Here is a 21380-nt window from a genome sequence, read left to right on the forward strand (position 1 = left end):
CCGTGCGTCTCCAAGCCCTGCGACCCGCGATCTTCATCGGGGCATGCCGCCCGAGCGGCACGGGTGGTCCGCCGGATCGTCTCGGGCTCGTTCACCGTGCGCAGGGGCCTATTTTGATCAGGCCGTGGTGCGCAGGCATGAACTCACGGACGAGCACTGGCAGGTGATCGAGCGTAGGGGTGCGGCCACAACGGGACCTTCCCGCCAACCACGGGATTCACCGCGAGCCCCCAGGCCAGGTAGCAGGCGGCCACACCGTCGGCGATCAGGACCCAACCACCTGCGGTGCTGAGTGCCTGCGAAGCCGGCGAGCCGACGAAGTTGGCGAGGCCGAAGAACAAGTAACCCACGGCCAACAACACGAACGCGAGAAACGCCGGCATGTTGATGTACCAGGCCGCCCACGACAGCATGAACGTGAAGACGCACCATAGGAGCAGCCACGTCCCGAACGCCGCGGCGAACGCCGCGGGGGCCATCTCGACGGCAAGGAACCTGAGCATGAGGGCGGTGGTCAGGAGGAACGCCGAGTAGAACAGTGCGAAACTACCGCCGAAGACGTTGTTCGCACGGAGCTCCATGAGTCCGCCGATGAGCAGCCCGAACGCACCTGTGCCGAACGCGACCGCTGCGAAGACCCCAACCGCGTCGGCAGTGATGAGTCCCGAGTTGGGGATGCCGAGCATCAGGACGGAGAACCCGAAGGTCCCGACTGCGAGCGGTATCCCCACACCGGCTTCGGGCTTGAAACCGACTATCCGTTCTTCCGGCGGCGCGCTTACCGCGGTGGTCTGCGTCGACATCCCGAAACCTCCTACCTTGCGAGAAGCTCCTTGAGAGCCTGATCGATGAACGCGGTATCGGTGGGATTCACGCCACCCCCGGCGAAGTGCCCCCACACACCCGGGATGACCCGCAACTCGGCGTTGGGCATGTGCGAGACCGCGAACTCCTCGTCCTCGGGCGGGAAGTACAGGTCCTTCTCTGCCGGCATTACGATGGCCTTCGCTCGGATCGAGGCCAGCGCGCGCAGATGGTCTCCCGCGAACCCCGGCGTCCGACCGATGTCGCCGTTCTGCCAGGTCCATAACATCGTCAACAGGTTGTTGGCGTCCTTTGCCAGGAAGAGACCCTCCCAGAACCCGACGAGGAAATCCTCCAGCGTGGCGAAGTCGAAAGGATCCTTCTTATAGAGCTGCTGCCAGTAGAAGGCCTGCGAGAGACCCCAGCCGGCGTAGACTCGCCCCACGGCGCGCAGCCCCTTGACGGGCTGCTTGTCGTACATGCCCTCCTGCCAGGCCGCGTCGGTTATGATCGCGTACTTGACGCCTTCGAGGAACACGATGTTGTGCTCGGCAGTCTTCGAGGAGCCGCAGAAGGGAAGAATCCGCTGCACCATGTCGGGATAGCTGACCGCCCACTGGTAGGTCTGGCCAGCGCCCATGGACCAACCAGTGACGAGAGCGAGCGACTCGATACCGAAGTGATTCGCCACCAGTCGGCGCTGCTGCTCGACATTGTCGTAGAATGTGACTTTGGGGAAACGACTCCCCTGGTGCGGCGGGGGAGTGTTGCTCGGCGACGTCGACAAGCCATTGCCAAGCATGTTGGGGACGATGATGAAGTACCTCGAGGGATCGAGCGCCATGCCCTCACCGATCAGCCATTCATTGTCGTAGTGCTGTCCCGAGTACCATGTCGGGTAGACGATGGCGTTCGACTTGTCCTCGTTCAGCGTCCCGTACGTCTTGTACGCGAGTTTGGCATCGCGCAGTGTCTGTCCGGTACTGAGCCGGACGTCACCCAACTCGTAGATCTCGTAATCCACCATCTGAATCTCCTGTCTGCCTCCAGCCGATGGCAAAACGTCGGACGGCACGAGCCACCCTCTGAGACATGAACACGGACTACCCCGCAGGCGATGGACTCCTATAGCACCTTGGAGGCCAGTTGTCAAGGCTCATCTGTCTCGGACGCAGGCCGGGACCGAGGGGCGCTGTACTTCAAGCTCTTCTTCGAGGAGGTTCGCGACAGGGGTGGTGGACAGCGGCGGATCCGCCGGCCGACTTGATTTCCTTGGCAACACCTCCCACGGCCGCCCGCTGCCGCCCGGTAAGAAAACCGCGGCCCCTTCGCACGCAAGGGCCGCCGAGGACGCCCTACAGGACGCGCTGCTGGCCGCGTGGCAAGGTCTCGGAGGATTCGAGGGGCGCGCCTCGATCCGCAAATGGCTCTACCGCATCGCCATCAACCGGTGCCTCAACGTGCTTCGCTCAGCCGACCGACGCCCGGCCAAGGCGTGGGACATGCCCGCGGTTGAACCGCCCGAGCCGACCTGGCTGGGCGAAGTCGCGTGGCTCGAGCCGTTTCCCGACGCCCTGCTCAAAGGAGCGATCGACATGCCGCTCGGACCCGAGGCCCGGATAGAAGCCTGATCTAGGACTCGGCGCGATACTCGGCCAGCGCACGCAGCACCGGGATAGCGTCAAGCTGCCCCGGCTCCAAAGCGCGCCAGTCCACGCCGCCCGGCGGCTTTCGGGGCGGGCAGGCAATGACCCGTTCCGGTGACACGATGTAGTCCACCGTGAAGTCGTGCGGCCGTTGCGGCAACGGTTCGTCAAGCAGCTGGAGCTCGTGGACTGTAGTGACGATGATCGTCTGCGGCCGCAACAAGCCATGTTCGACGAGCAAGGCTACTTCGATATCGGTAGCCGCTCCTTTGCCAATCCGGACGCCGTCACGGTTAACTGCCAGGCTGCCACAAATCACGAAGTCGATCGGCGGCATGGTGTCGACAGCCACCGTCGGCGCAACTTCAGCGGCGCGGTAGCGGTCGGCCAGACGCTCCGGGCTGACTTTAAACACGGCCGGGTCAAGGCGATAGAACGGCTTCGACCGCGCCAGTTTCGGCACCGCCATAAACAGCAACTTACCATCCCGAAGCGCATGCGCCCGTACTGGCTGCTGCGCTCGGTCGGGGTTGGCTTTGACGCTACGTGCCCGTCGCCAGCCTGGCAGATTCCGCACCCGATCAGCCGCCGCGTCGCTGCCGACGAAATTGGGAATACGGCCACGCGCCCCACCCGGTGAGGCTCCGGCCGCGTCAAGCGCCGACCAAACCCGTTCCCGAAGCTCAGCCTTCTGCGCCCGTTCGTCTGGCACTTGGTACCGCACCTCGTTTCAAGCTCGAACCATCAGGCCAAGCAACCGGTCATGGACGTCTTGGACGGCGGCCGTGTCGCGCCACGGATACAACTCTCGAGCCGCACCGAACACCACTGACATACCGCCACCACCCCGGCTCTGTTCCAGCAGGTCAATCGCCCGGTGCAACGTCGGGCCGGCCGCGTCAAGCTGCCGTTGCCGGATGTAGCTGAGCGCCAAGTTGCCAAGCACCAGCGAACGGGTCTTCTGTCGGTCGTGCAGCAGGCCGACCGTGCCCGCCAGCAAGGATTCGGCCCGTTCCGGGTGGCCAAGGAAAAGGTAGCAGGAACCGGCCAGACGGCCGAACTGCGCCGGAGAGAACACGTCGGCGGCCACGTCATCCGGCCGCATTTTGCCGAACGCGGTTTCTGCCGAGCTCAGGGCTTGTTCGCACTGGCGGTACTCGCCAAGCATGGCGAACGCCTCGCCGATGTGGAGCTGGGCCAAGCCATACAGGGCATAGCTAACCGGCTGACTCTGGTAGGCGGCGGCCTGCGCCCCGATGAGGCCTGCCCGGGGGTCACGGCGCTCCTCCAAGCCGTACAAGTGGACGTAGGCCTTGCGCAGTTCGGCGTGCGCGATGGCGACCGGGTCACCGCACTCCGTCGCGTGCCCGATTGCGGCCTCACAGTAAGTCGTGGCCGCCGCACCATCCCGGCGGCCGGAGGCGTCCCAGACCAGTTGGCTGAGCCAACTGCCGTTGCGTGTGCTCGTTGCCGCCCTGCGCCAGCAGGAACATCGCCGAATCGTGGCTCTGCCCGGCTTCGGCCACGAGCGCGGTGGACGGCTCGGTTTCGTAGCGCTTGGCGATAGCGGCTACCTGGGTCGTCAGCGAGCGGATGGCCGCCGGGTCAACCCGGCCGGAACCCGGGCGCACGAACCCGCGGGACGCCACGTCGATCGGTTCCGGTACCAACAGTTCGGCGAGCCGGTCAGCGGACACGCCGAGCATGCGAGCCAGCTTCGGACCTATCCAGGCCTCCGGCTCAGTGACGCCGGACTCCCAACGGGCGACGGTCGTCCGATCATTGCCCAAGGCGTAGGACAGCGACTCTTGCGTGAAGCCAGCCGCTTTGCGTTGCGCTTGCAAGCGCGGACGTCGACCATACATCCCCGCTCAGCCCCCAAGATCGGACGAAGTTCCGAAAGCCCACGGTAGCGGACCCCCTGGCCAGACGGGTTGATGCGACGGCCGCGCAACAAACTCGCGACACGCGTGCCATGTCACCCATGGCCTGCCGCCGGTTGGCTGAGGCCATGGCTCCGGAAGCGGCCGACGGCAACCAGCAGAGCCAGCCGCCGGAGCAATTGACACCGACCAGCGCGGGATGCCCCGACTGCCCGCGCTGGTCGGTTCCAGGTCGGCACGACGTCGCCAGGTACGGGGATAGCGGCATGGGCAAGGCTCCCGAGATAGACCCGATCGTGGCATTTATGGCCAGCGATGGAGGTATCGTTACCCGCATCCTGACGGAACACGTCAGCGACCGTTCCGGCCGTTGCAGGGTTTGCGGCTTGGGCGCGCAAAGTGGAAACCAGGAATGGCCGTGCCGGTTGCACGGCTACGCTTCGCTGGCGTCGAAACTGCTGCCAGCCACGAAGCGGCAGAAGCCCGAAAGCGCCCGGCCTGCCAAGCGGGTTGAGGCTACGGCGCCAGTGCCTCCCTTAGGCGGCGACTTCGCGTGGCGTCGTGACGCTGACGCGACGTCGACCAACCGTTCATCCGGCGGATAGCCGTGTACGGCCCGTTCACGACTCCGGTCACTGACCAGTTTGACGAAGGATGGGCGCACCAGGTGCCCGACCTCTACGCCACCAACCCTTTGCCGGGTTATCGCGTCCGCACCCTGTGCAGCCGGTCGATTACCCCGGCTTCGATGACAACGCCCGAAGGCAAGCCGTGTCCTTACTGCGCCGCCAAACTCGGCGGTGTGCGGCAAGATAATTCTCGGCACCGCTAGATCAGACCAGTTCTATCCAACCCTCTACGACAGTAAGCCTTCCCAGTAGTAGCAGGTCTGGGTGGCTCGGGCGACACGCCTAGGACGCGAAGATGATCAGGATGGGCGTAGGATCTCGGTAGAAGAGGCGGTCCGGCTGCGTCGGGTCACCCTCTGTCCCTGCCGCATCGGCATGATCACCACCGCGGCGGCCTTGGTCCTGCTCCACCACGAGCACGACCGGAAAACGTGATCAACACAGCAGAACGCCAGCTACTGAGAATGGTTCTGTGAGCACTGTCCGTCCCTGCTGGAACAGCGTGGGGAGCCGCTCCCGTGTCGTCGTTCCCTGGGTGGCCGGGACTGGTGCCGAGCCGACCGCCACGCCCTTGCCTCCGCAGCCCCCGGGCGAGAGCACCTGTCACACCCAGCTCTCGCACGAGCGCCCGTCACCCGTTGGCGACTCCTCCTCTACAGTGGATCACGCCTGCGCTACGTTTTGCGCAGCACTCGCCTGCCGGAGGTTGACATGGCCGAGCCCAGCTGGCTCGAAAAGAAGATCGCTGAGAACGCGCAAGCCGGCGAGAGTCAGCCTTGGACTCTCGACCTCAGCAAGCCTTCGGTAGCGCGCGTCTACGACTACCTGCTCGGCGGCCACAACTACTTCGAGGTCGACCGGGCCGCAGCCGACGCGCTGAACGCGAAGTACGACAACGGGGCCACCGAAGTCTGTGTAACCAATCGGCGGGCCCTCCAGCGGGCCGTGCGCTACCTCGCCGCCGAGGCCGGCATCCGGCAGTTCATCGACATCGGGTCAGGTCTGCCGACACAGGAGAACGTGCACGAGATCGCGCACCAGCTGGACCCGACCGCGCGGGTCGTCTACGTCGACAAGGACCCGATCGTCCTCGCCCACGGCCGCGCCCTGCTGGCGGACAACCGCACCACGTCAGTGGCCCAGGCAGACGCCACCGACCCGGACTCGATCCTCGACTCCCCGGACACCACCGACCTGGTCGACCTCGACAAGCCGTGGGCAGTGCTCATGGCGAGCGTCCTGCACCACCTCACGGACAGCGAAGACCCGGCCGGGGTCACGCGGCGCCTCATCGAGAGGATGCCGTCAGGGTCCTACCTGTTCACGGTCAACCTGCTGCGCGAGGACCATCCGCAGGCCGACGCGCAACTGGAGGCCGAGGTCGTCTCGCAGGTCGGTAGCGGATACATGCGCACCTGGGATCAGCTCCGCGCCTACTACGAGGGCCTGGAGATGGTCGAACCCGGCCTCGTGTACGCGAACGAGTGGCGCCCCACCGATCCCACCAAGGCCGAAGGGCCGTGGGCCACGGTGCTCGTGGCCGGACTGGGCAAGAAGCCCTGACGGCCTCCGCGCCGTTTTCGTCTTCGGGTGAGCACACGGCGCCGGAGGTGGGGTCTCCCCCGGCCGAAATGCGACGACTCGGCCGATGATCAGTTATTCGAGATGTTCGCGCGGGTCCACTCGATGGCCTTCTCGAAGAAGACATGACCGTTGGGATGCAGGTTGATGTTGTGGCCGGTCTCGCGGACGATCAGGCTGTCGTAGCTGGAGACCTGCGGAAAGAGCAGCGGCTCCGCATTCCACGGGCTGAGCGGCGATGAGCACGGGATGAGCTGGCAGAAGACGAGGTCGTTCTCGCCCATCACGTTGAGCACCGGCTTGCGGAAGTTGAGTGTGGAGAGCAGTGGCAGGCCGATGGTGGCCAGATCCGTCGTACTCTGCACGTCCTTGGTCGCCTCATCGATCGCGACGACCTGGGGATCGACCGATGGGCCGTAATAGAAGTCGCCGCGTTGCCCTGGGATGGTGGTCAGATAGCCAGGGTCCAGCCCGCTGAAACGCCCCCCTTCCAACCACGCCGGGTGGGAGAACGTCACCAAGATCTCGACCAGGCCAGGTAGGTCGGGGCCTCGGGAAACGCCGGTGGCGATGACGCCGTCAACGAGATTCGGATCGGCCCCCACCGCGGCGTAGGTGACCAGTGTTCCGTAGCTGTGCCCGACGAGCACTACCTTCTCGAAGGACTGCCCCAGCGATCCGGTGCGCAGCGCCTGGGCGACTTGGCGCACGACCTCGGCGTGCGAGAGCAGTGACATCTCCAGCGAGGCGGGGCGATTGCTGCCGCCTGTCCCCAACTTGTCGAGCCTGAACGTGGAGATTCCGGCATCGCGCATCGCGCGGACGTAGGAATAGCGCTCCGGCTGGTAGGGAAAGTCCCAATAGCTGCTGTTGTAGGTGGCCCCGGGAACAAGCAGATGCACGACCCTGTCGCCTGCGGCGGCGCACAGTTCGCCGGAGACACGGGCCGGGCTGCTGACGACGAGCGGAACGTTGGTGGCGGTGAACGCGGTGCGGCGGCAGTCCTGTTCATCCTCGACAGTGGGGACGGCGACCGCGGCCAGCGACGCACCTGCCAAGCCGACCGAGCAGAACGCAACGGCTAATCCGATCACAGCCGCTCTGAATTTGTGGCGCACGGAAACCTCGCAGGATCAGCGTTGGTGGGCGGGTCACGACGTGGCAGGGACGCGGCGTCTCATGCGGGCCCGCGCAGCGCGCAACAGCACACCCGGTTGGGCAAGGGAGTTGGGGTGGGCGAGCATCGTCGTGACCATGCTCAGTCGCCGGTTGAGCTCCCGGTCGTCCGCCGACGTCATGAAGATCAGGTCGGCGATGCCGGCGAGGAGCCGGTACCCGGGCGGGTAGGGCCCGTCGATGTGGGGAAGCGCGAGGTCGGCTGTGGTGGAGATCTGCCACGCTGCATCGATGACGACTCGGATCGCCGTGAAGTAGTCGGTGGCGGGCTCGTCGAGGCGCGGATCGCGGCGCAGGTATGCCGACAGCGCCGAGGCGTGCAGTGCGGCCGCGGCCATACCCTGGCCGTAGACCGGGTTGAACGACGCCACGGCATCGCCGACCGCGATCAAGCCGGCGGGCAGCCGGTCGAAAGCGTGGAAGTCTCGGCGTCTGCTGTCGGCCTGGTGGTAGGTCACGACGTCGCTGATTCGCTCGCCGTTTTCTGCGAGGTCGCCGAACACGGCCGGGAAGTCCCGGCGGCACCGGGTGGTGAAATCGGCCGGGTCGCGGCTGGGCCGGTCATCGCCGTACCCGGCCACCAGCATGATCCAGCGGTCGCCCTCGACGGCGGTGATCCCGCCGATCCGCGCGGCGCGCCCGGGCGCCGGCAGGGTCTGCGAGAACGCGACGTCGATGTCGCTGATCTGTGGGTCGCGGCGGAACAGCGCGGTTGCGTAGGTGAGCTTGATGGGCATCCGACGCATGGGCGGGGTGGGCAGTCCATGCTCGGTAAGCCAGTCTCCGAGCCTGCTGGAACGGCCCATGGCGTCGACCACCAGGTCAGCGGGCTCGGTCAGCGTCTCGTCGGCCCGGTCGGTGTCGGAGGGCGTGTCGGGGGCGGGGTCGGCGGCGCCCGGGTGGTAGCGCACACCGGACACCCGGCCCCCGGTCATCACGAGCCCGGCCGCCCGCCCACGCACAATCTGCACGTTCGGAATCCGCGCGACCCGCGCGCGTACGAGCCCTTCCAGGAACGGTCGCGTGGTCGAGAGCGCCCTGCCGCGGATGGTCAGATCGTTCGCGTACCGCCGCAGGGTCCCGTTGACGTAGTGGCGGACAGCGGAGTGATCAGGGACCAGGGCGCCGGCGGCGACGGCGTCGTCGGCGAAGCCAGGAAACCACCGCTCCAGCTGCAGCTGCCCCGACGGGAGCAGGGCGTGCACGTGGGCGCCCTGCGGCACGCCCGGTCGCGCCTCGACGCCACCCGCTGCTCCGATGTCGTCGCGTTCGATGATGACGACCTCGTCGGCGTGGTCGCTCAGGACCCTGGCGGCCAGCAGCCCCGCCATGCTTCCGCCGAGAACCACCGCGCGGCCCATCACCTGTCGCGGATGATCCGGCACGTGCGTCGTGCTGAGCTCTGCAAAGGCGCGGGACGGATTCGGCACCGGTTTCCTCTTCACAGACGGATTGCGAGTGGTCGAAGTAGCGTGCGGTGCAGCCGCAGCGGGACGGCGCCCCGCCCAGCGGACGTGAGGTCGCGCCGGGTGGGGTGATTGTCCAGGTACCGACTGTGATGGTGATTTGATCACATGGAGCCCCTGACGGGTGACCCAGGTCTCCACCAGACACCGGTAGTGGTTGGGCTGGTCGGCGTACGCCAGGTTGCTCTCGGCGTCGGCGGCGAGATCGTCAGCGTTCAGTCAGGAAGACCGTCTCACCATCGCCCTCACGATGCCTCGGCCTGCCGCACCAACGCCCCCAACGCCGACCGGTCGGGCACATCGAGCTTCGTGCAGGCCCGGTAGATGTGGCCCTCCACGGTGCGGACGGAGACCACCAGACGCTTCGCGATCTCCAGGTTCGACAGCCCGGTCGCCACGAGCGCCGCGATCTCCCGCTCCCGCGCGGTAATGGGCAGCCGTCGGGCCGTCGCCCGCAGCGCGGGGGTGCGGGCCGGGCCGCAACTGTTAACCCACCGCTGTGCCCGGCCCGCCGCAACGTGCGCCGAGCCCTTGAGCCCGGCGCGCTGGTAGACCTCGGCGGCCTGCGCAGCGGCGTCGGCGGCGAGCAGCAAGGCGCCCAGCTCGCCCCACCGCACGGACACGTCGTCCAGGCGCCCGCCGTCCGCCGCGGCGAGTGCCGCACTGTGAAGCGCGGCCAGCTCGCAGCGGGGGCCCTCGACCTGGCAGGCGAGCTCGGCGAGCCTGCCCGCGACGTCCCGGGCACCGAACCGCACCGCGGTGTGCAGCGCTTCCACCTCGGCGGCCAGCCGTCCAGATCCGCGGGCGAGGGATGCCGCCTCGTGCGCCGCGGCGACGGCCTCGGTGAGAACGCCCTCCGCCGCCGCCCCCCACGCCGCGGCCAGCGCGAGCTCAGGGGCGAACAGCGCGACCGTGGGCCCGTATCGGGCCCGGGCCTGCTCCAGCGCCACCTGAGCGGCCTCGGCGTCGCCCGCCATGCCGTGCGCCGCGGCCATCGCGACGAATGCCCGGAACCCCCAGTTGTCGGGGTCGTTGCCGTGCAGCCCCGCTGCCGCCTCGCGCAGCAGGTCCACCGCGGACGTCAGCTCCCCCCGGTCGAGCGCCACCACGGCTTCGATCAGCGTGCCCTTCTCGCGGAGCACGGGCACCGACCCCGCGGCGGCACGGTACCGGCGCGCAGCATCGGCGGCCTCGGTGATCAGCCCGGCCTGCCGCAGTGCATGAACGTGGCCGAACCACACCATCGGACGCAGGTGGGCCGCGTCGGGCGACCGCGCTGCCGCGTCGAGCGCGACGGGCAGCACCGCCCGCACCTCCTCCGCCCTGCCCAGCGATCCGAGTGCGCCGACGAGTGCGGCCGCCGCCCGCGCGCCCATCGGGGTGCCGCGGCCGGCGACCCGGCGGGCGGTCCGCTCCGCCTCCACGGGCCGACCGGCGAGCAGGGCGAACGCGGCGCCGGTCGTCTCGGCCTCGTCCTCGCCTGCCACCCGGTGCAGCGCCCGTTCGGCTTCCTCGGGGCGCCCGACCCCGAACCGGTGGGTGGCGGTCGCGATCGCGGCGTCGAGCCGCTGTGCGCCGGTCGCCGCCGAGGCGCTGGCCGCGGCGGCCAGCGCCTCGGCCGCCCCCGCACGCCCCTGCCCGGCAAGGGCCTTCCCCAGCGTCAGCTCGGCATCGACACCTACCCCTGCCCTGGCCAGCCGGTCAGCGAGGGGCAGCTCGCCCCTGCGGAGCGCCTCGGCGGCCGCAGCGGCGAACAGGTCCGGGTCCGGGGCGACGTCGCTGTCGAGCACGAGCCCGGCGCGCCGGACGATGTCACCGCCTGCCGGCGAGAAGGCCAGCACGCCACGCAGGCGACGCGCCCGCACTGACTGCATCGCTGACCGGAGCACGTACCCGTGCAGTGGAACAGTCAGCCGGGCCCGCAGCCTGCCGTCGGAACCGGCGGCGACGCTGACCAGCTGCCGCTGCTCCACCTCCTCCCACGCTGCCGGTTCGACCAGCCCGTCGAGCAGGCCGACGTCCAGCGGCTCGGCCAGCGCCAGCAGCTCCAACACATGCCGGACCGGCGCGCTCAATGGCCCCATCCGCACCGCGACGAGCTCCATCAGTGACGCGGCCGGCTGCGGCTCGCCCTGCCACCGCCACACCCCGAGGGTCGTGGCGAGCCTGCCGGCAGCACGCTCGTCCTCGACGAGATGGCGCAGGTACTGGGCGTTGCCTGCCGTCGTCTCCCAGAGCCGGGCCGCGGTGTGGCTCTCCACGGGCCCCTCGAGCACGGCGGTCAGCAGCTCGGTGACGTCGTCGAGTGACAGCGCCACCAGATCGAGCCGGGCCAGCAGACCGTCCTTCCACAGGGCGGTGATCGCATCCGGGGCCGGCACGCCGGCGCGCAGGGTGACAACCAGCCGGGCCGCGGACCTCGTGGCGATGCCGTGCACGAAGGCGGCCGACCAGTCGTCGAGCAGGTGCGCGTCGTCGATCCCGAGCACCATCCCGGCCTGTCCGGCGGCGAGCAACTGCTCGACGGCGGCGTGGGGCGCGGGGGCCGATCCGATGGAGATCAGGTGCGCGAACGGGCCAAGCGGTACGTTGCTCGCCGCCGCCGTCGCGACGGCCCAGCCGGTCGTCGCGCCCCGCCGGGACGCTGCGTCGAGCACCTCCAATGCGAGCCTCGTCCGGCCGACCCCAGCGCCTCCGGCCACGACCACACCGGCCCGCCCGCCGTCCGGGTCGATCGCCGTGGCGGCGCTGCCGAGCTCGCCGCTGCGGCCGACTATCGGCCAGCGCCCCGCGACATCCACACCCCATGCGGTGCCGGCACGAATTCTCGACGTCGATCTCGGCGTACATGTCGCTGCGCGTGACACAGCCACCCCTCCCCCTCGAATGGCCCCCGCCCACGCAATAGAGGGGATCCGGTCGCCGCGGATACATCGTTTGGCGGCACGACCGGTGGAGGGATTTCGGCCGCGGCTCAGCGGCAGTCGTAGGTGAACCCCCCTGCCGCCTCGACCGGGTTCGGAGCCAGCACCCGGAGCGTGGCGGTCGCGGCGTAGCGCCCTGTGCCACTGAGGGTCCACAGGAGGTGGACGTCGCTCGTCGAGGTCCCATCCGGAACCGTCTGGGTCAGCATCGCGGTGCTTTCGCCGTCGCTGCGGAACCACTGGTAGGTGATCGTCCCGGCGCGCCCGTTCGTCTGGACCTTTCCAACGACGTCGACGGTCACGTCGCACGCCGGTCCCGGCTCGGCGGCAGGCGCGACGGCCGCCTCCAGCACCGCCAGCTCATCGGGTTGGCGCTGAAGCAGATAGAAGAGGACAGCGGCGACGATGACGAGGACGGTGCCGAGCACCCCGCCCAGCGAGCGGCGCGCGCGGCGGCGCGGCGCGCGAGTCCGGGTCCCGGGCGGCTGTGGCGGGGTCGGCGACGTGGTGGCCACGCCGGGACCGAACCGGACGGTCACGCCGTCGGCGCCCGCCGGTGGCTGTGCCGGTGCCGGTGCCGGTGCCGGTGCCGGTGGCGGTGGCCGCCGACCGCCCGCAGCGACCGTGACGGCGGTGTCGGGGCTGGTGATCCCCAGCACCGAGCGCGCCGAGGCGGCGAGCTCGCCCACGGTCGGGTAGCGCTCTCCCGGATCCTTGGCCATCCCCGTCGCGACGACCGCGTCGAAGCCGGCCGGCACGCCCGGGCGTCCGGTGCTCGGCTGCGGTGGCGGTCTGTGCAGGTGGGCACCCATCAGGGCGGGCAGGTCACCGGTGAACGGCGGGCCCGCCGTCAGCGCCTCGTAGAGCACGCAGGCGAGCGAGTACACGTCCGACCGTGGATCGCCCTCAACCCCGTCGAGGCGTTCCGGGGCGATGTAGCTCGGCGAACCCGGCAGAGCGCCCTTCCGCGTCAGCACCGCGGCTTCCGGGCCGACGGCTCCGGTGCGCGGCCGAGCGATCCCGAAGTCGAGCAAGGAGACGAAGACCGTCGAGGGATCGACCACCGAGCCGTCGGTGTTGCTCAGCATCATGTTCGACGGCTTGACGTCGCGGTGCACGAGCCCGTGGTGGTGTGCGGCGTCGAGCGCCTGGGCGACCTGGCCGATCACCGCCACGGCGGCATCGGGCGGCATCGGGCCGTACTCGCGCAGCCAGGCACCGAGGTCGACGCCCTCGACCAGCCGCATGTCCAGGTACAGCTGCCCGTCGATCTCACCGAAGCCGTGGATCGGGACGACGTGCGCCTCGTTGATCCGCGCCGCGCTGCGGCATTCGCGGCGGAACCGCGCTGCGTACTCCTCGTCGGCGCTGAGGTTCGCCCGCAGCACCTTGAGCGCGACGACCCGATCTGTCACGGAGTCGTGCGCGCGATACACCTCGCCCATCCCGCCCCGGCCCAGCAACCTGTCGATCCGGTACGGGCCGAACGCCTCCTGGGTCATCGGGCCGGCTCCGCGACGCGGATCCGGGCCACGACCTGGTCCAGCTCGTCGTCCTGGTCGGCGTCGTCGGCGTGCACGCGCAGCAGGGTCACCGACTCGTCGGTCCCGCCGGTCGGCTCTGAGTCCGCCGCGGTGACGAGGACGGCGGCCGCACTCTCGGCGTCCTCGTCCGCGGCCTCGACGGGTACGCCGGCCCTCCGCAAGGCCGCGATCGCGGCGGCGGCCTGGCGCGCCGCCCGCTTGCCGGCCGCGCCGCCGACGACGAGCTCGTCCTCGCGCGCGAGCGCGAGCTGCGACCCCAGCCGTACCGCCGCGCGGCCGCCCACGTCCCCGTCGACCAGCACGACGACCCTGGGGGCCGCCGGCGATCCGGTGCCCAACCGCACCTCCACGCCGGCCACACCGGCAGGCCTCGGCAACCCGGTGCCGGTGCCGGTTCGCCCCGGCGGGGCCGCCGCGACGACGAGGTCCGCGCCGATCGTCCCGGCGAGCGCGGCGAGCTCCGCCGCCGGATCGGCGGCGAACCGGACGATCACCGAGGCGCGGATCCGACCGTCGGACTCGAGTCTGGTGACGAGCCCGCGCAGCTCGTCACCGGCGGCCGCGATCACCGCGAGCTCGCCGGTCACCCCGCTGCCGACCTCGAGCCGCGGCGGAGCCGGCAGCAGCCGGCAGAGCACGACGCGGACGGGGTCCTCACGGCCGGCCAGCTGGGTGGCCAGTTCGGCGAACTCGGCCGCGCGTTCACCGGGCAACGCGACGAGCACGGTGTAGGCCTCGGCGTCGCCCGCCTCGGCCCGGTCGGCGGCGTCGATCTCCCGCTGGATCACCCGGTCCGGGTAGGTGATCCGCACGAGCGGGCCGGTCATTGCCGTCGTGATCAGCGCCATGATCACCATGAGGGTGAACATCGTCTGGTCGAGCAGCCCGAGCTGGACCCCGACCTGGAGGATCACGATCTCGGTCAGCCCACGGGTGTTCATCAGCAGGCCGATCGTCGTGGCCTGCCGCCGGGGCATCCGCTGGGTGCGGGCGGCGACCATGGCGGCGAGGAACTTGCCGGCGATCGCGGCGGCCATGATCAGGCCGAGCTGCCAGAGGCCGGCGACGCCGACCCTCGCGACGTCGACCTGCAGGCCCGCGACGACGAAGAAGACCGGCAGCAGCAACAGCAGGCTCACCTGCTCCAGGCGTTCGAGGATCTCCCTCGTGAGCCCGGCAGCCCCGCGGCGCGGCATGATCGCGCCGAACACGAACGCCCCGAAGATGGCGTGCACGCCGATCTCCTCGGTGACGAAGGCGCTGAGCAGCAGCCCGACCAACACCGCGGCGAGCATGTCCGGGGTGAGCCTGCCCGCGCGGTCGTACCACCCCGTCATGCGGGCGAGCAACGGCCGCAGCACGAGGAACGCCAGCACCGCGAACACCACCGTGAGACCGAGGATCCGGGCCACCCCCGCGACGTCGCCGCCCGCGGCCACGGCGACCACCACCGCGAGCAGCACCCACCCCATGACGTCGTCGATCACAGCGCAGGCCAGCGCGAGCACGCCCACCTGAGTCCGATGCATGCCGCGCTCGGCGAGGATGCGCGCGAGCACGGGCAACGCCGTGATCGACATGGCGACCCCGAGGAAGAGCACGAACCCGAGCATCGGAACCGGCCGGTCCCCCACGGTGTCGTGGAGCGGGTACAACACGACCGCGACCCCTGCGCCGAGCGCGAACGGCACGACCATCGAGCTCACGGCCACCGCGCTCGCCGCGCGCCCCCGCCCCCGGATCAGCGACATGTCGACCTCGAGGCCGACGATGAACATGAAGAGCACGAGCCCGAGTTGGGCGATCACCGCGAGGGCGCCGCGCACCTCCATCGGGAACAGCAGCATGTCGAGATCGCCCGGCAACAACCCGAGGAGGGTGGGCCCCAGCGCGATCCCGGCAGCGATCTCGCCGAGCACCGCAGGCTGGCCGAACCTGCGGAACAGCCGGCCCGCGAGCCGCGCGGCCGCGACGACGACGGCGACGTCGAGCAGCACGAACGCAATGACGACCTTCGTATCCATGACGGCGCCCCCTCCGGCTAGCGTGGGCGTCGATCACGAGCCCGCCGCCGACTCTCCGGTAATCAGGGCAGCAGGAAACGAGTAGTCGACTACGCTAGATCGTCCCGCCGGGCCGTCCGAGTCTTGCCGCATGATCGAGCATGCGACGCCTGACGGCGCGGTGCGCCGTGCGTGAGGACACCATCCTCCTCCCGGGCGCGGACCGCGCCGCCGCGTCCGACCCCACCGGAGCATCACAGCCGGGCGACCTCACGACCGAACTGATCGAGACCGACTGGTGGTCCGACGAGGCCGTAGCGCGTGCCGGGATCCCGGTGGTCGACGTCCCGTTCGTGTCGGTCGGCGGCGGCATCGGGTCGTTCGTCACTGCGGACTACCTGCGCATCTGCGGGGTGCCCACATCGGCGATCCGCGTGCTCACCCAGCTCGAACACCCGTGGGAGAGCTACGAGTACCTCACCAGGGTCTCCCAGATCCCTCGCGGGGAGCGGCTGCGCTCCGACTCCGCGTCCTGCCCTGACAACATCTGGGGCTTCCCGAGCTACGCCGTCCGCGAGGCGATCGCGGACCGGTCGCTGCGCCCACTCCTGCAGGTGGCGGTCGAGCCGATCTTCGCCGACTACTACACGCCGCGGGCCGGGCATGCGTTTGCGTCGATGGAGAAGGAGTACCACCGGATCTCCTACCCCGACATGGTCGTCAAGGGCCAGGTGCGGATGGTGCGCCGCCGGATCGGCGGCGGGTACTTCACGATCCTCACGCCGCCGGAGAACACCAGCCGCACCCGTCGCATCGCGTATCGCAGCACGTACGTGCACGTGGCGGTCGGCTATCCCGGCCTGAAGTTCCTGCCCGACCTGATGGAGTACCGGGAACGCCACCGCGACTACGGCAGCGTGGTCAACGCCTACGAACCGCACGAGCAGATCTACGGCAGGCTACGAGCCAAGCCCGGGGTCGTCCTCGTGCGCGGGGGCGGGATCGTGGCTTCGCGAGTCCTGCAGCGACTGATCGACGACCGCGACGCGCATGGCCTGCAGACCCAGATCCAGCACGTCTTCCGCACCTTCGTCACCGGCTCGCACGGCCCGAACATCTGGATGCGCCGCCGCGGTCGTGACGGCTGGGCCTACCAGGGCTTCAACTACCCGAAGTCCGTGTGGGGTGGGCAGCTCAAGTCGCGGGTGCGCAAGCTGGAGGGCAAGGAACGCGCGGACCTCTACAAGATCTTCGGCGGCACCAACACTCCGGTCCGCAGGTCATGGCAGGAGCAGCTGAGACGGGGCCGCCGCGAAGGGTGGTACCGCGCGTTCCAGGGCGAGATCACCGCGATGGAGCCGCACGGTTCCGGCCAGGTCAGGGTCGAGCTCAAGACGGAGAACGGCCCCCAGCAGATGACGGTGCTCGGGGTCATCGACTGCACCGGCCTCGAAGCCGACATCGCTGAGCACCGGGTACTCGCCGACCTGCTCGACCACGGCGGCGCTGGACGCAACCCGCTGGACCGACTGGACGTCGACCGCACGTTCGAGGTCCGTGGCACCCGCAGCGATCCCGGCCGGTGCTACGCCTCGGGAACCGCCACGCTGGGCGGCTATTTCCCCGGCGTGGACACGTTCCTCGGCCTGCAGATCGCGGCCCAGGAGATCGCGGACGACCTGGCGCGGGACGGCTTCTGCAAGCGTCTCGGCCCGTTGCGGTCCACCCGCCAGTGGTGGCGGTGGGCACGCGGAAAGCACATCTGAAGGGACACGACGATGCTTCCCACGCTGAACGGGCGAATCCAGACCCGCATATTCCTGCTGACCGTCATCGGCGGTCTCTGGACCCTGCTGATCAGCCCGGTGCTGCCGGGCATCGGCGGTGGCCTTCCCGAGATCTACCGGATGACCTTCACCGTCCTGCTTACCACCCTCGTCCTCGGCGTCGGTTGGGAGTTCATCTACCACTTCATCCAGCAGTTCCGCTGGGAGAAGGACTGGCCGACGTTCTTCGGGCTGATCACCGTCCTCAACGAGGGGGCGCTGGTGTGGGTCCTGCTGGTGCTCGGCGTCGTGCCGGGGCTTGCCGGCGGCGTTCCCTTCGCCGCGTTCGCGATCCTGTTCGCGACGACCTGGGTTCTGGTGTGGCTCGTCGCGAACGGGCCGATGCGGGTGCCGTTCGTGCACTGGCGGTTCCGCGGCGGAAGGTTGGTGTGATGACCGACTTCGACGGGCTCCGCTGCGCGGTGCGGCCAGGGGCGGGCCTCGTCGCTCGCTTCCCCGGAATCGTGTGCGTCGCCCAGGTCGCCGACGACCAGCAGGCGCTGAGCCACCTGGGCGCGCTGGTCGAGCTGTGCCGCGAGACCGCGGGCAGCTCACCGGGACGCGTGCTGGCCAGGCGGCTCGCGAGTTGGCTCGGCGGCATCGGTGACGGCATCGAGCAGCTCCGGTTCGGCGCGGTGTCGGCCACCGCCGACGACGGGCTGGCTGTGTTCCTCGTCGGCGGGGTACGCCTGCTGATCCCCGAGCTGGACACCGAGATCTCCGGAACGGACGCGGCATCGTGGACCGACCGGCTGCTGGTGCGGCCCGAAGCCCCGGTGCAGCTGACGCTCGACGGTGCCGCGCAACCGGCCGGCCCCGGTTCCGAGATGTACGACCTGCGGGCGGGTGTCGTGCCCGGCGCCGGCGTCGTGCTGCGGCACGCGGACACGCTGCCCGGTCACGACGTCGTGGTGCCGGCATTGGCCGCGTTGCGGCAGGCGGAGGCGCCCTCACCGGTGCATCCGCCCCCACCGCTGTCCCCGCCGCCGGCCCCGCCCGTGACGACGGCCCCGCCCGTGACGACGGCCCCGCCCGTGACCACGGCTCCGCCCGTCGCACCGGCGGCGCGGCCGATGCTCGCGCCTCCGCTGCGTGCCGAGCAGATCCTCGGGGCCACCGAAGATGAGCCACGGCCACCTCTTGCGTCCGGCCACAGCGGGATCCATCACCACGAGCCGGCCGGCCCGGGTGGCGACGGCGCGGCCGAGGCTCCCCAGGCGCAGGGCCATCTCTGCTCGCGAGGACATCTGAACGACCCGCGGTCACATTTCTGCGTGCTGTGCGGCATCCGGATGAACGAGCGCACCGGCCTGCTGGTGATCGGCGACCGCCCGCCTCTCGGGCTGCTGGTGTTCGACAGCGGAACGACCTACACGGTCGACGCCGAGTACCTGATCGGCCGAATGCCCGACGCCGACGAACGGGTGCGCAGCGGTGCGCTGCGGCCGATCGCGGTGGACGACCACACCGGCTCGATGTCACGGGTGCATGCCGAGATACGGCTCGAGGGGTGGGACATCATGATCGTCGACAGCGGGTCCAGCAACGGCACGTTCGTCGCGCCGCCAGGAGAGGGCTTCGAGCAACTCGCCCCGGGCGAGTCGCGCCGGCTTGTGCCCGGCACGAAGGTCCGGCTCGGGGAAGCCACGTTCGTGTTCGAGTCGCCGTCGGGTGTCCGGTGACCGCCGCGAGCGCGACGCCGGCCGCGATCGCCGACTACGAGATCGTCCGGATGCTCGCGGAGGGCAACAACGGCCGCTTCTACCTCGCCCGGCCACCGGCCCGGCTGGGCCTGGCCGAGGAGTTCGTCGCGCTGAAGGTCTTCGGGGACCGGATCGGCGAGCAGGCCTACGAGCGTGGCGTCCGGGAGCTGCGGGCGTTCGCCGCGGTCCGGTCCCCGCACCTGGTGCGGGTCTTCGACGCCGTCCTCGACGACCGGTTCGCCTACGCGATGGAGTACCTGCCGCTCGGCTCCCTCGCCGCGCCTGCCCAGCCGCTGCCGATGCCCACGGTGATGGTCGTGCTGGAGCACGCCGCGCGCGCGGCGCACGCGCTGCACGAGGCCGGCCTCGCCCACGGCGACATCACACCGACGAACGTCCTGCTGGCCGACGAGGGCGACGGCCGCATCGGGGGCAGGTTGTCCGACCTCGGGCTCGCCCGGCTGCTCAGCCCGGGCAACACGCTCACCGGGCTGGGCCGGGCGACCTCGGTCGAGTTCATGGACCCCGACCTGCTCGCCGGTGCACGCCCGTCGCGGCGGACCGAGATCTGGGCCCTCGGCGCCACCGTGCACCGTGCCCTGTCCGGGGCCGGGCTGTTCGGGGAGCTGCCCGACGCGCAACCCCTGCTGGCCATCCGCAAGGTGCTCGCAGGCGCGCCCCAGCTGCACCCAGGGCTGCCGCCCGAGGTCGCCGAGCTCGTCGGCGAGTGCCTCGCCGCCGGCGACGCCCGGATCACCAGCGCACGCGAGGTAGCCGACCGGCTCGCTCAGATGAGCAGCACGTAACCGGCCACCAGGGCGGCGAGCACCAGCAGGACGATCACGAGCAGCCAGATCCGTCCACCCCCGGACCGGTCCTTCCGTGCCTCGGCCACCCGCCAGTTCGGGGGAGGCGGGGGCGGCGCGCTCGGGGGGTTCGGGGGCTGGGCCGGGTGTGGCACCGGGTGCCTCCCGGGCAGAGGGGTGGCGCGAGATCCCGTCGACCCGGCCCCGCGCACCGTGGGGTGTTCCTGGAGCGACGGTGGCGGGGCTGCGACCGGCCGACCGGCCGGACGGACGGGAGGTGCCTGCCGCACCGTCTGCTGGTCGGCCTGCTCCGGGACGCGGTGCGGTACAGGCGGTGGCGGCGGGAGCGAGGATGGCGCTCCCGGTCGAATCGTGCGCATGTCGGGCGGGACCGGCACCCGCGACGGCGCGGCCTGCGCAGCCGGGCCGGGCGCCGATGGCGCTCCCGGTCGAATCGTGCGCATGTCAGGCGGGACCGGCACCCGCGACGGCGCGGCCTGCGCAGCCAGGCCGGGCGTCGATGGTCTGGCGCTCAGCGCACGGCGGGCGGCCTCGGCGAGCGCGCCCGCCGTTGGGTAGCGATCGGCCGAGCGCTTCGCCATGGCGGTCGCGATGACCTCGTCGAACGACCCGGGCACGCCCCCGCGGCGGGTGGAGGGTCCGGGTGGCGGGCTGTTCAGGTGGGCGGTCATGCGCGGCGCCAGGCCGTCGAGAGGGAACGGCCGCTCACCGGTGAGGCACTCGTACAACATGCACCCGAGGGAGTAAACGTCCGCGCGGCCGTCCACTGGCATCTCGAGGAACCGCTCCGGCGCCATGTAGTCGAGGCTGCCCAGCGTGGTGCCGGCCCGGGTCAGCGCAGCGGCCGTCTCGCCGGACGTCGCTCTCGCGATCCCGAAGTCGACGAGGTAGGCGAACCGGGCCGGGCCGGCGACGTCCGTACTCAGCAACACGTTCGACGGCTTGACGTCGCGGTGCACCAGGCCGGAGCGGTGCGCGGCGTCGAGCGCGCCGGCCACCTGGGAGACGACGTCGACGGCCTCCGCCGGCGTCATCGGCCCGCTGCGATCGATCAGGTCGCCGAGGTCCTCGCCCTCGACGTAGCGCATGTCGAGGTAGAGCCGCCCGTCGATCTGACCCCAGTTGTGGATCGGGATGACGTGCGGATCGGTCAGACGAGCCGTCACCCGGGACTCGCGGAGGAACCGCTCCCGGAACGCCGGGTCGTCCCCCAACTCCTCGAGCAGCAGTTTCAGCGCTACGACGCGGTCCTGCTCGACGTGGTAGGCCCGGAAGACCTCCCCCATCCCGCCGCGACCGAGAAGCTGGTCGAGTCGGTAGGGTCCGAACAGCCGACCGGCCTCGGCCTCGACGTTCACGGTGGTCGCT

At 70.1% G+C, this 21380-nt stretch carries 17 protein-coding genes and 1 pseudogene; 7 read left to right on the top strand and 11 right to left on the bottom strand.

Annotated features, from left to right (window positions below; translation table 11 throughout):
* Positions 1-143: 143 nt before the first annotated feature.
* Together ABD143_RS00095 and ABD143_RS00100 are read right to left on the bottom strand one after the other, a co-directional pair.
* The gene (locus tag ABD143_RS00095; RefSeq protein WP_343969245.1) at positions 144-803 is read right to left on the bottom strand and encodes an acetate uptake transporter; all 660 of its coding nucleotides are present in this window, start codon (positions 801-803) and stop codon (positions 144-146) included.
* Positions 804-814: 11 nt separating this feature from the next.
* A complete protein-coding gene (locus tag ABD143_RS00100) occupies positions 815-1831 on the bottom strand; it encodes an alpha/beta fold hydrolase (RefSeq protein ID WP_343969248.1) in 1017 nt (338 codons plus the stop codon).
* A gap of 205 nt (positions 1832-2036) precedes the next feature.
* Between ABD143_RS00100 and ABD143_RS00105 the strand changes: the two genes are divergently transcribed.
* The gene (locus ABD143_RS00105; protein ID WP_343969251.1) at positions 2037-2435 is read left to right on the top strand and encodes a sigma factor; all 399 of its coding nucleotides are present in this window, start codon (positions 2037-2039) and stop codon (positions 2433-2435) included.
* Position 2436: 1 nt separating this feature from the next.
* On the opposite strand, the gene ABD143_RS00110 is transcribed toward ABD143_RS00105, so the two are convergent.
* The 3 genes from ABD143_RS00110 to ABD143_RS00120 are packed head-to-tail and all read right to left on the bottom strand — an operon-like array spanning position 2437 to position 4315.
* Positions 2437-3162, bottom strand: coding sequence for a 5-formyltetrahydrofolate cyclo-ligase (locus tag ABD143_RS00110; protein WP_343969254.1), 726 nt, complete (start codon positions 3160-3162; stop codon positions 2437-2439).
* Between the two features lie 18 nt (positions 3163-3180).
* On the bottom strand, positions 3181-3885 hold the full coding sequence (locus ABD143_RS00115) for an NsdA family TPR-like regulatory protein (protein WP_486362828.1): 705 nt from the start codon (positions 3883-3885) through the stop codon (positions 3181-3183).
* The gene (locus ABD143_RS00120) at positions 3830-4315 is read right to left on the bottom strand and encodes a helix-turn-helix transcriptional regulator (RefSeq protein ID WP_343969259.1); all 486 of its coding nucleotides are present in this window, start codon (positions 4313-4315) and stop codon (positions 3830-3832) included. The genes ABD143_RS00115 and ABD143_RS00120 overlap by 56 nt, the downstream gene beginning before the upstream one ends.
* Before the next feature lie 986 nt (positions 4316-5301).
* Between ABD143_RS00120 and ABD143_RS00125 the strand changes: the two are divergent.
* Together ABD143_RS00125 and ABD143_RS00130 are read left to right on the top strand one after the other, a co-directional pair.
* A pseudogene (locus tag ABD143_RS00125) lies at positions 5302-5397 on the top strand (IS5/IS1182 family transposase); the annotation flags it as partial.
* A gap of 276 nt (positions 5398-5673) precedes the next feature.
* Complete coding sequence (locus ABD143_RS00130; protein ID WP_343969262.1) at positions 5674-6525, top strand: SAM-dependent methyltransferase; 852 nt, start codon at positions 5674-5676, stop codon at positions 6523-6525.
* Between the two features lie 89 nt (positions 6526-6614).
* Here ABD143_RS00130 and ABD143_RS00135 read toward each other — a convergent pair whose 3' ends face one another.
* The 5 genes from ABD143_RS00135 to ABD143_RS00155 form a co-directional block, all read right to left on the bottom strand.
* Positions 6615-7661: an alpha/beta hydrolase gene (locus ABD143_RS00135; protein WP_343969265.1), complete on the bottom strand. Its 1047-nt coding sequence runs from the start codon at positions 7659-7661 to the stop codon at positions 6615-6617.
* A 33-nt stretch (positions 7662-7694) separates the two neighbouring features.
* Entirely contained in the window at positions 7695-9104 is a 1410-nt protein-coding gene (locus ABD143_RS00140; protein ID WP_343969268.1) for an FAD-dependent oxidoreductase, read from the bottom strand.
* Positions 9105-9430: 326 nt separating this feature from the next.
* On the bottom strand, positions 9431-11986 hold the full coding sequence (locus tag ABD143_RS00145; RefSeq protein ID WP_343969270.1) for a helix-turn-helix transcriptional regulator: 2556 nt from the start codon (positions 11984-11986) through the stop codon (positions 9431-9433).
* Between the two features lie 173 nt (positions 11987-12159).
* A complete protein-coding gene (locus tag ABD143_RS00150; RefSeq protein WP_343969273.1) occupies positions 12160-13611 on the bottom strand; it encodes a serine/threonine-protein kinase in 1452 nt (483 codons plus the stop codon).
* Entirely contained in the window at positions 13608-15677 is a 2070-nt protein-coding gene (locus ABD143_RS00155) for a cation:proton antiporter domain-containing protein (RefSeq protein ID WP_343969276.1), read from the bottom strand. The genes ABD143_RS00150 and ABD143_RS00155 overlap by 4 nt, the downstream gene beginning before the upstream one ends.
* Before the next feature lie 140 nt (positions 15678-15817).
* Between ABD143_RS00155 and ABD143_RS00160 the strand changes: the two genes are divergently transcribed.
* Genes ABD143_RS00160 through ABD143_RS00175 form a run of 4 tightly spaced genes read left to right on the top strand, consistent with a single transcriptional unit; the run spans position 15818 to position 19991 of the window.
* Positions 15818-17422: an FAD/NAD(P)-binding protein gene (locus ABD143_RS00160; RefSeq protein WP_343969279.1), complete on the top strand. Its 1605-nt coding sequence runs from the start codon at positions 15818-15820 to the stop codon at positions 17420-17422.
* A 12-nt stretch (positions 17423-17434) separates the two neighbouring features.
* Positions 17435-17875: a hypothetical protein gene (locus ABD143_RS00165; protein ID WP_343969281.1), complete on the top strand. Its 441-nt coding sequence runs from the start codon at positions 17435-17437 to the stop codon at positions 17873-17875.
* On the top strand, positions 17875-19164 hold the full coding sequence (locus ABD143_RS00170; protein WP_343969283.1) for an FHA domain-containing protein: 1290 nt from the start codon (positions 17875-17877) through the stop codon (positions 19162-19164). Before ABD143_RS00165 ends, ABD143_RS00170 begins: the two co-directional genes overlap by 1 nt.
* On the top strand, positions 19161-19991 hold the full coding sequence (locus tag ABD143_RS00175; RefSeq protein WP_343969286.1) for a protein kinase domain-containing protein: 831 nt from the start codon (positions 19161-19163) through the stop codon (positions 19989-19991). Before ABD143_RS00170 ends, ABD143_RS00175 begins: the two co-directional genes overlap by 4 nt.
* On the opposite strand, the gene ABD143_RS00180 is transcribed toward ABD143_RS00175, so the two are convergent.
* Positions 19973-21370, bottom strand: a complete 1398-nt coding sequence (locus tag ABD143_RS00180; RefSeq protein WP_343969289.1) for a serine/threonine-protein kinase — start codon at positions 21368-21370, stop codon at positions 19973-19975. The genes ABD143_RS00175 and ABD143_RS00180 overlap by 19 nt on opposite strands.
* Between the last annotated feature and the right edge of the window lie 10 nt (positions 21371-21380).

This window comes from Pseudonocardia aurantiaca (assembly GCF_039526725.1).
GTDB lineage: Bacteria > Actinomycetota > Actinomycetes > Mycobacteriales > Pseudonocardiaceae > Pseudonocardia > Pseudonocardia aurantiaca.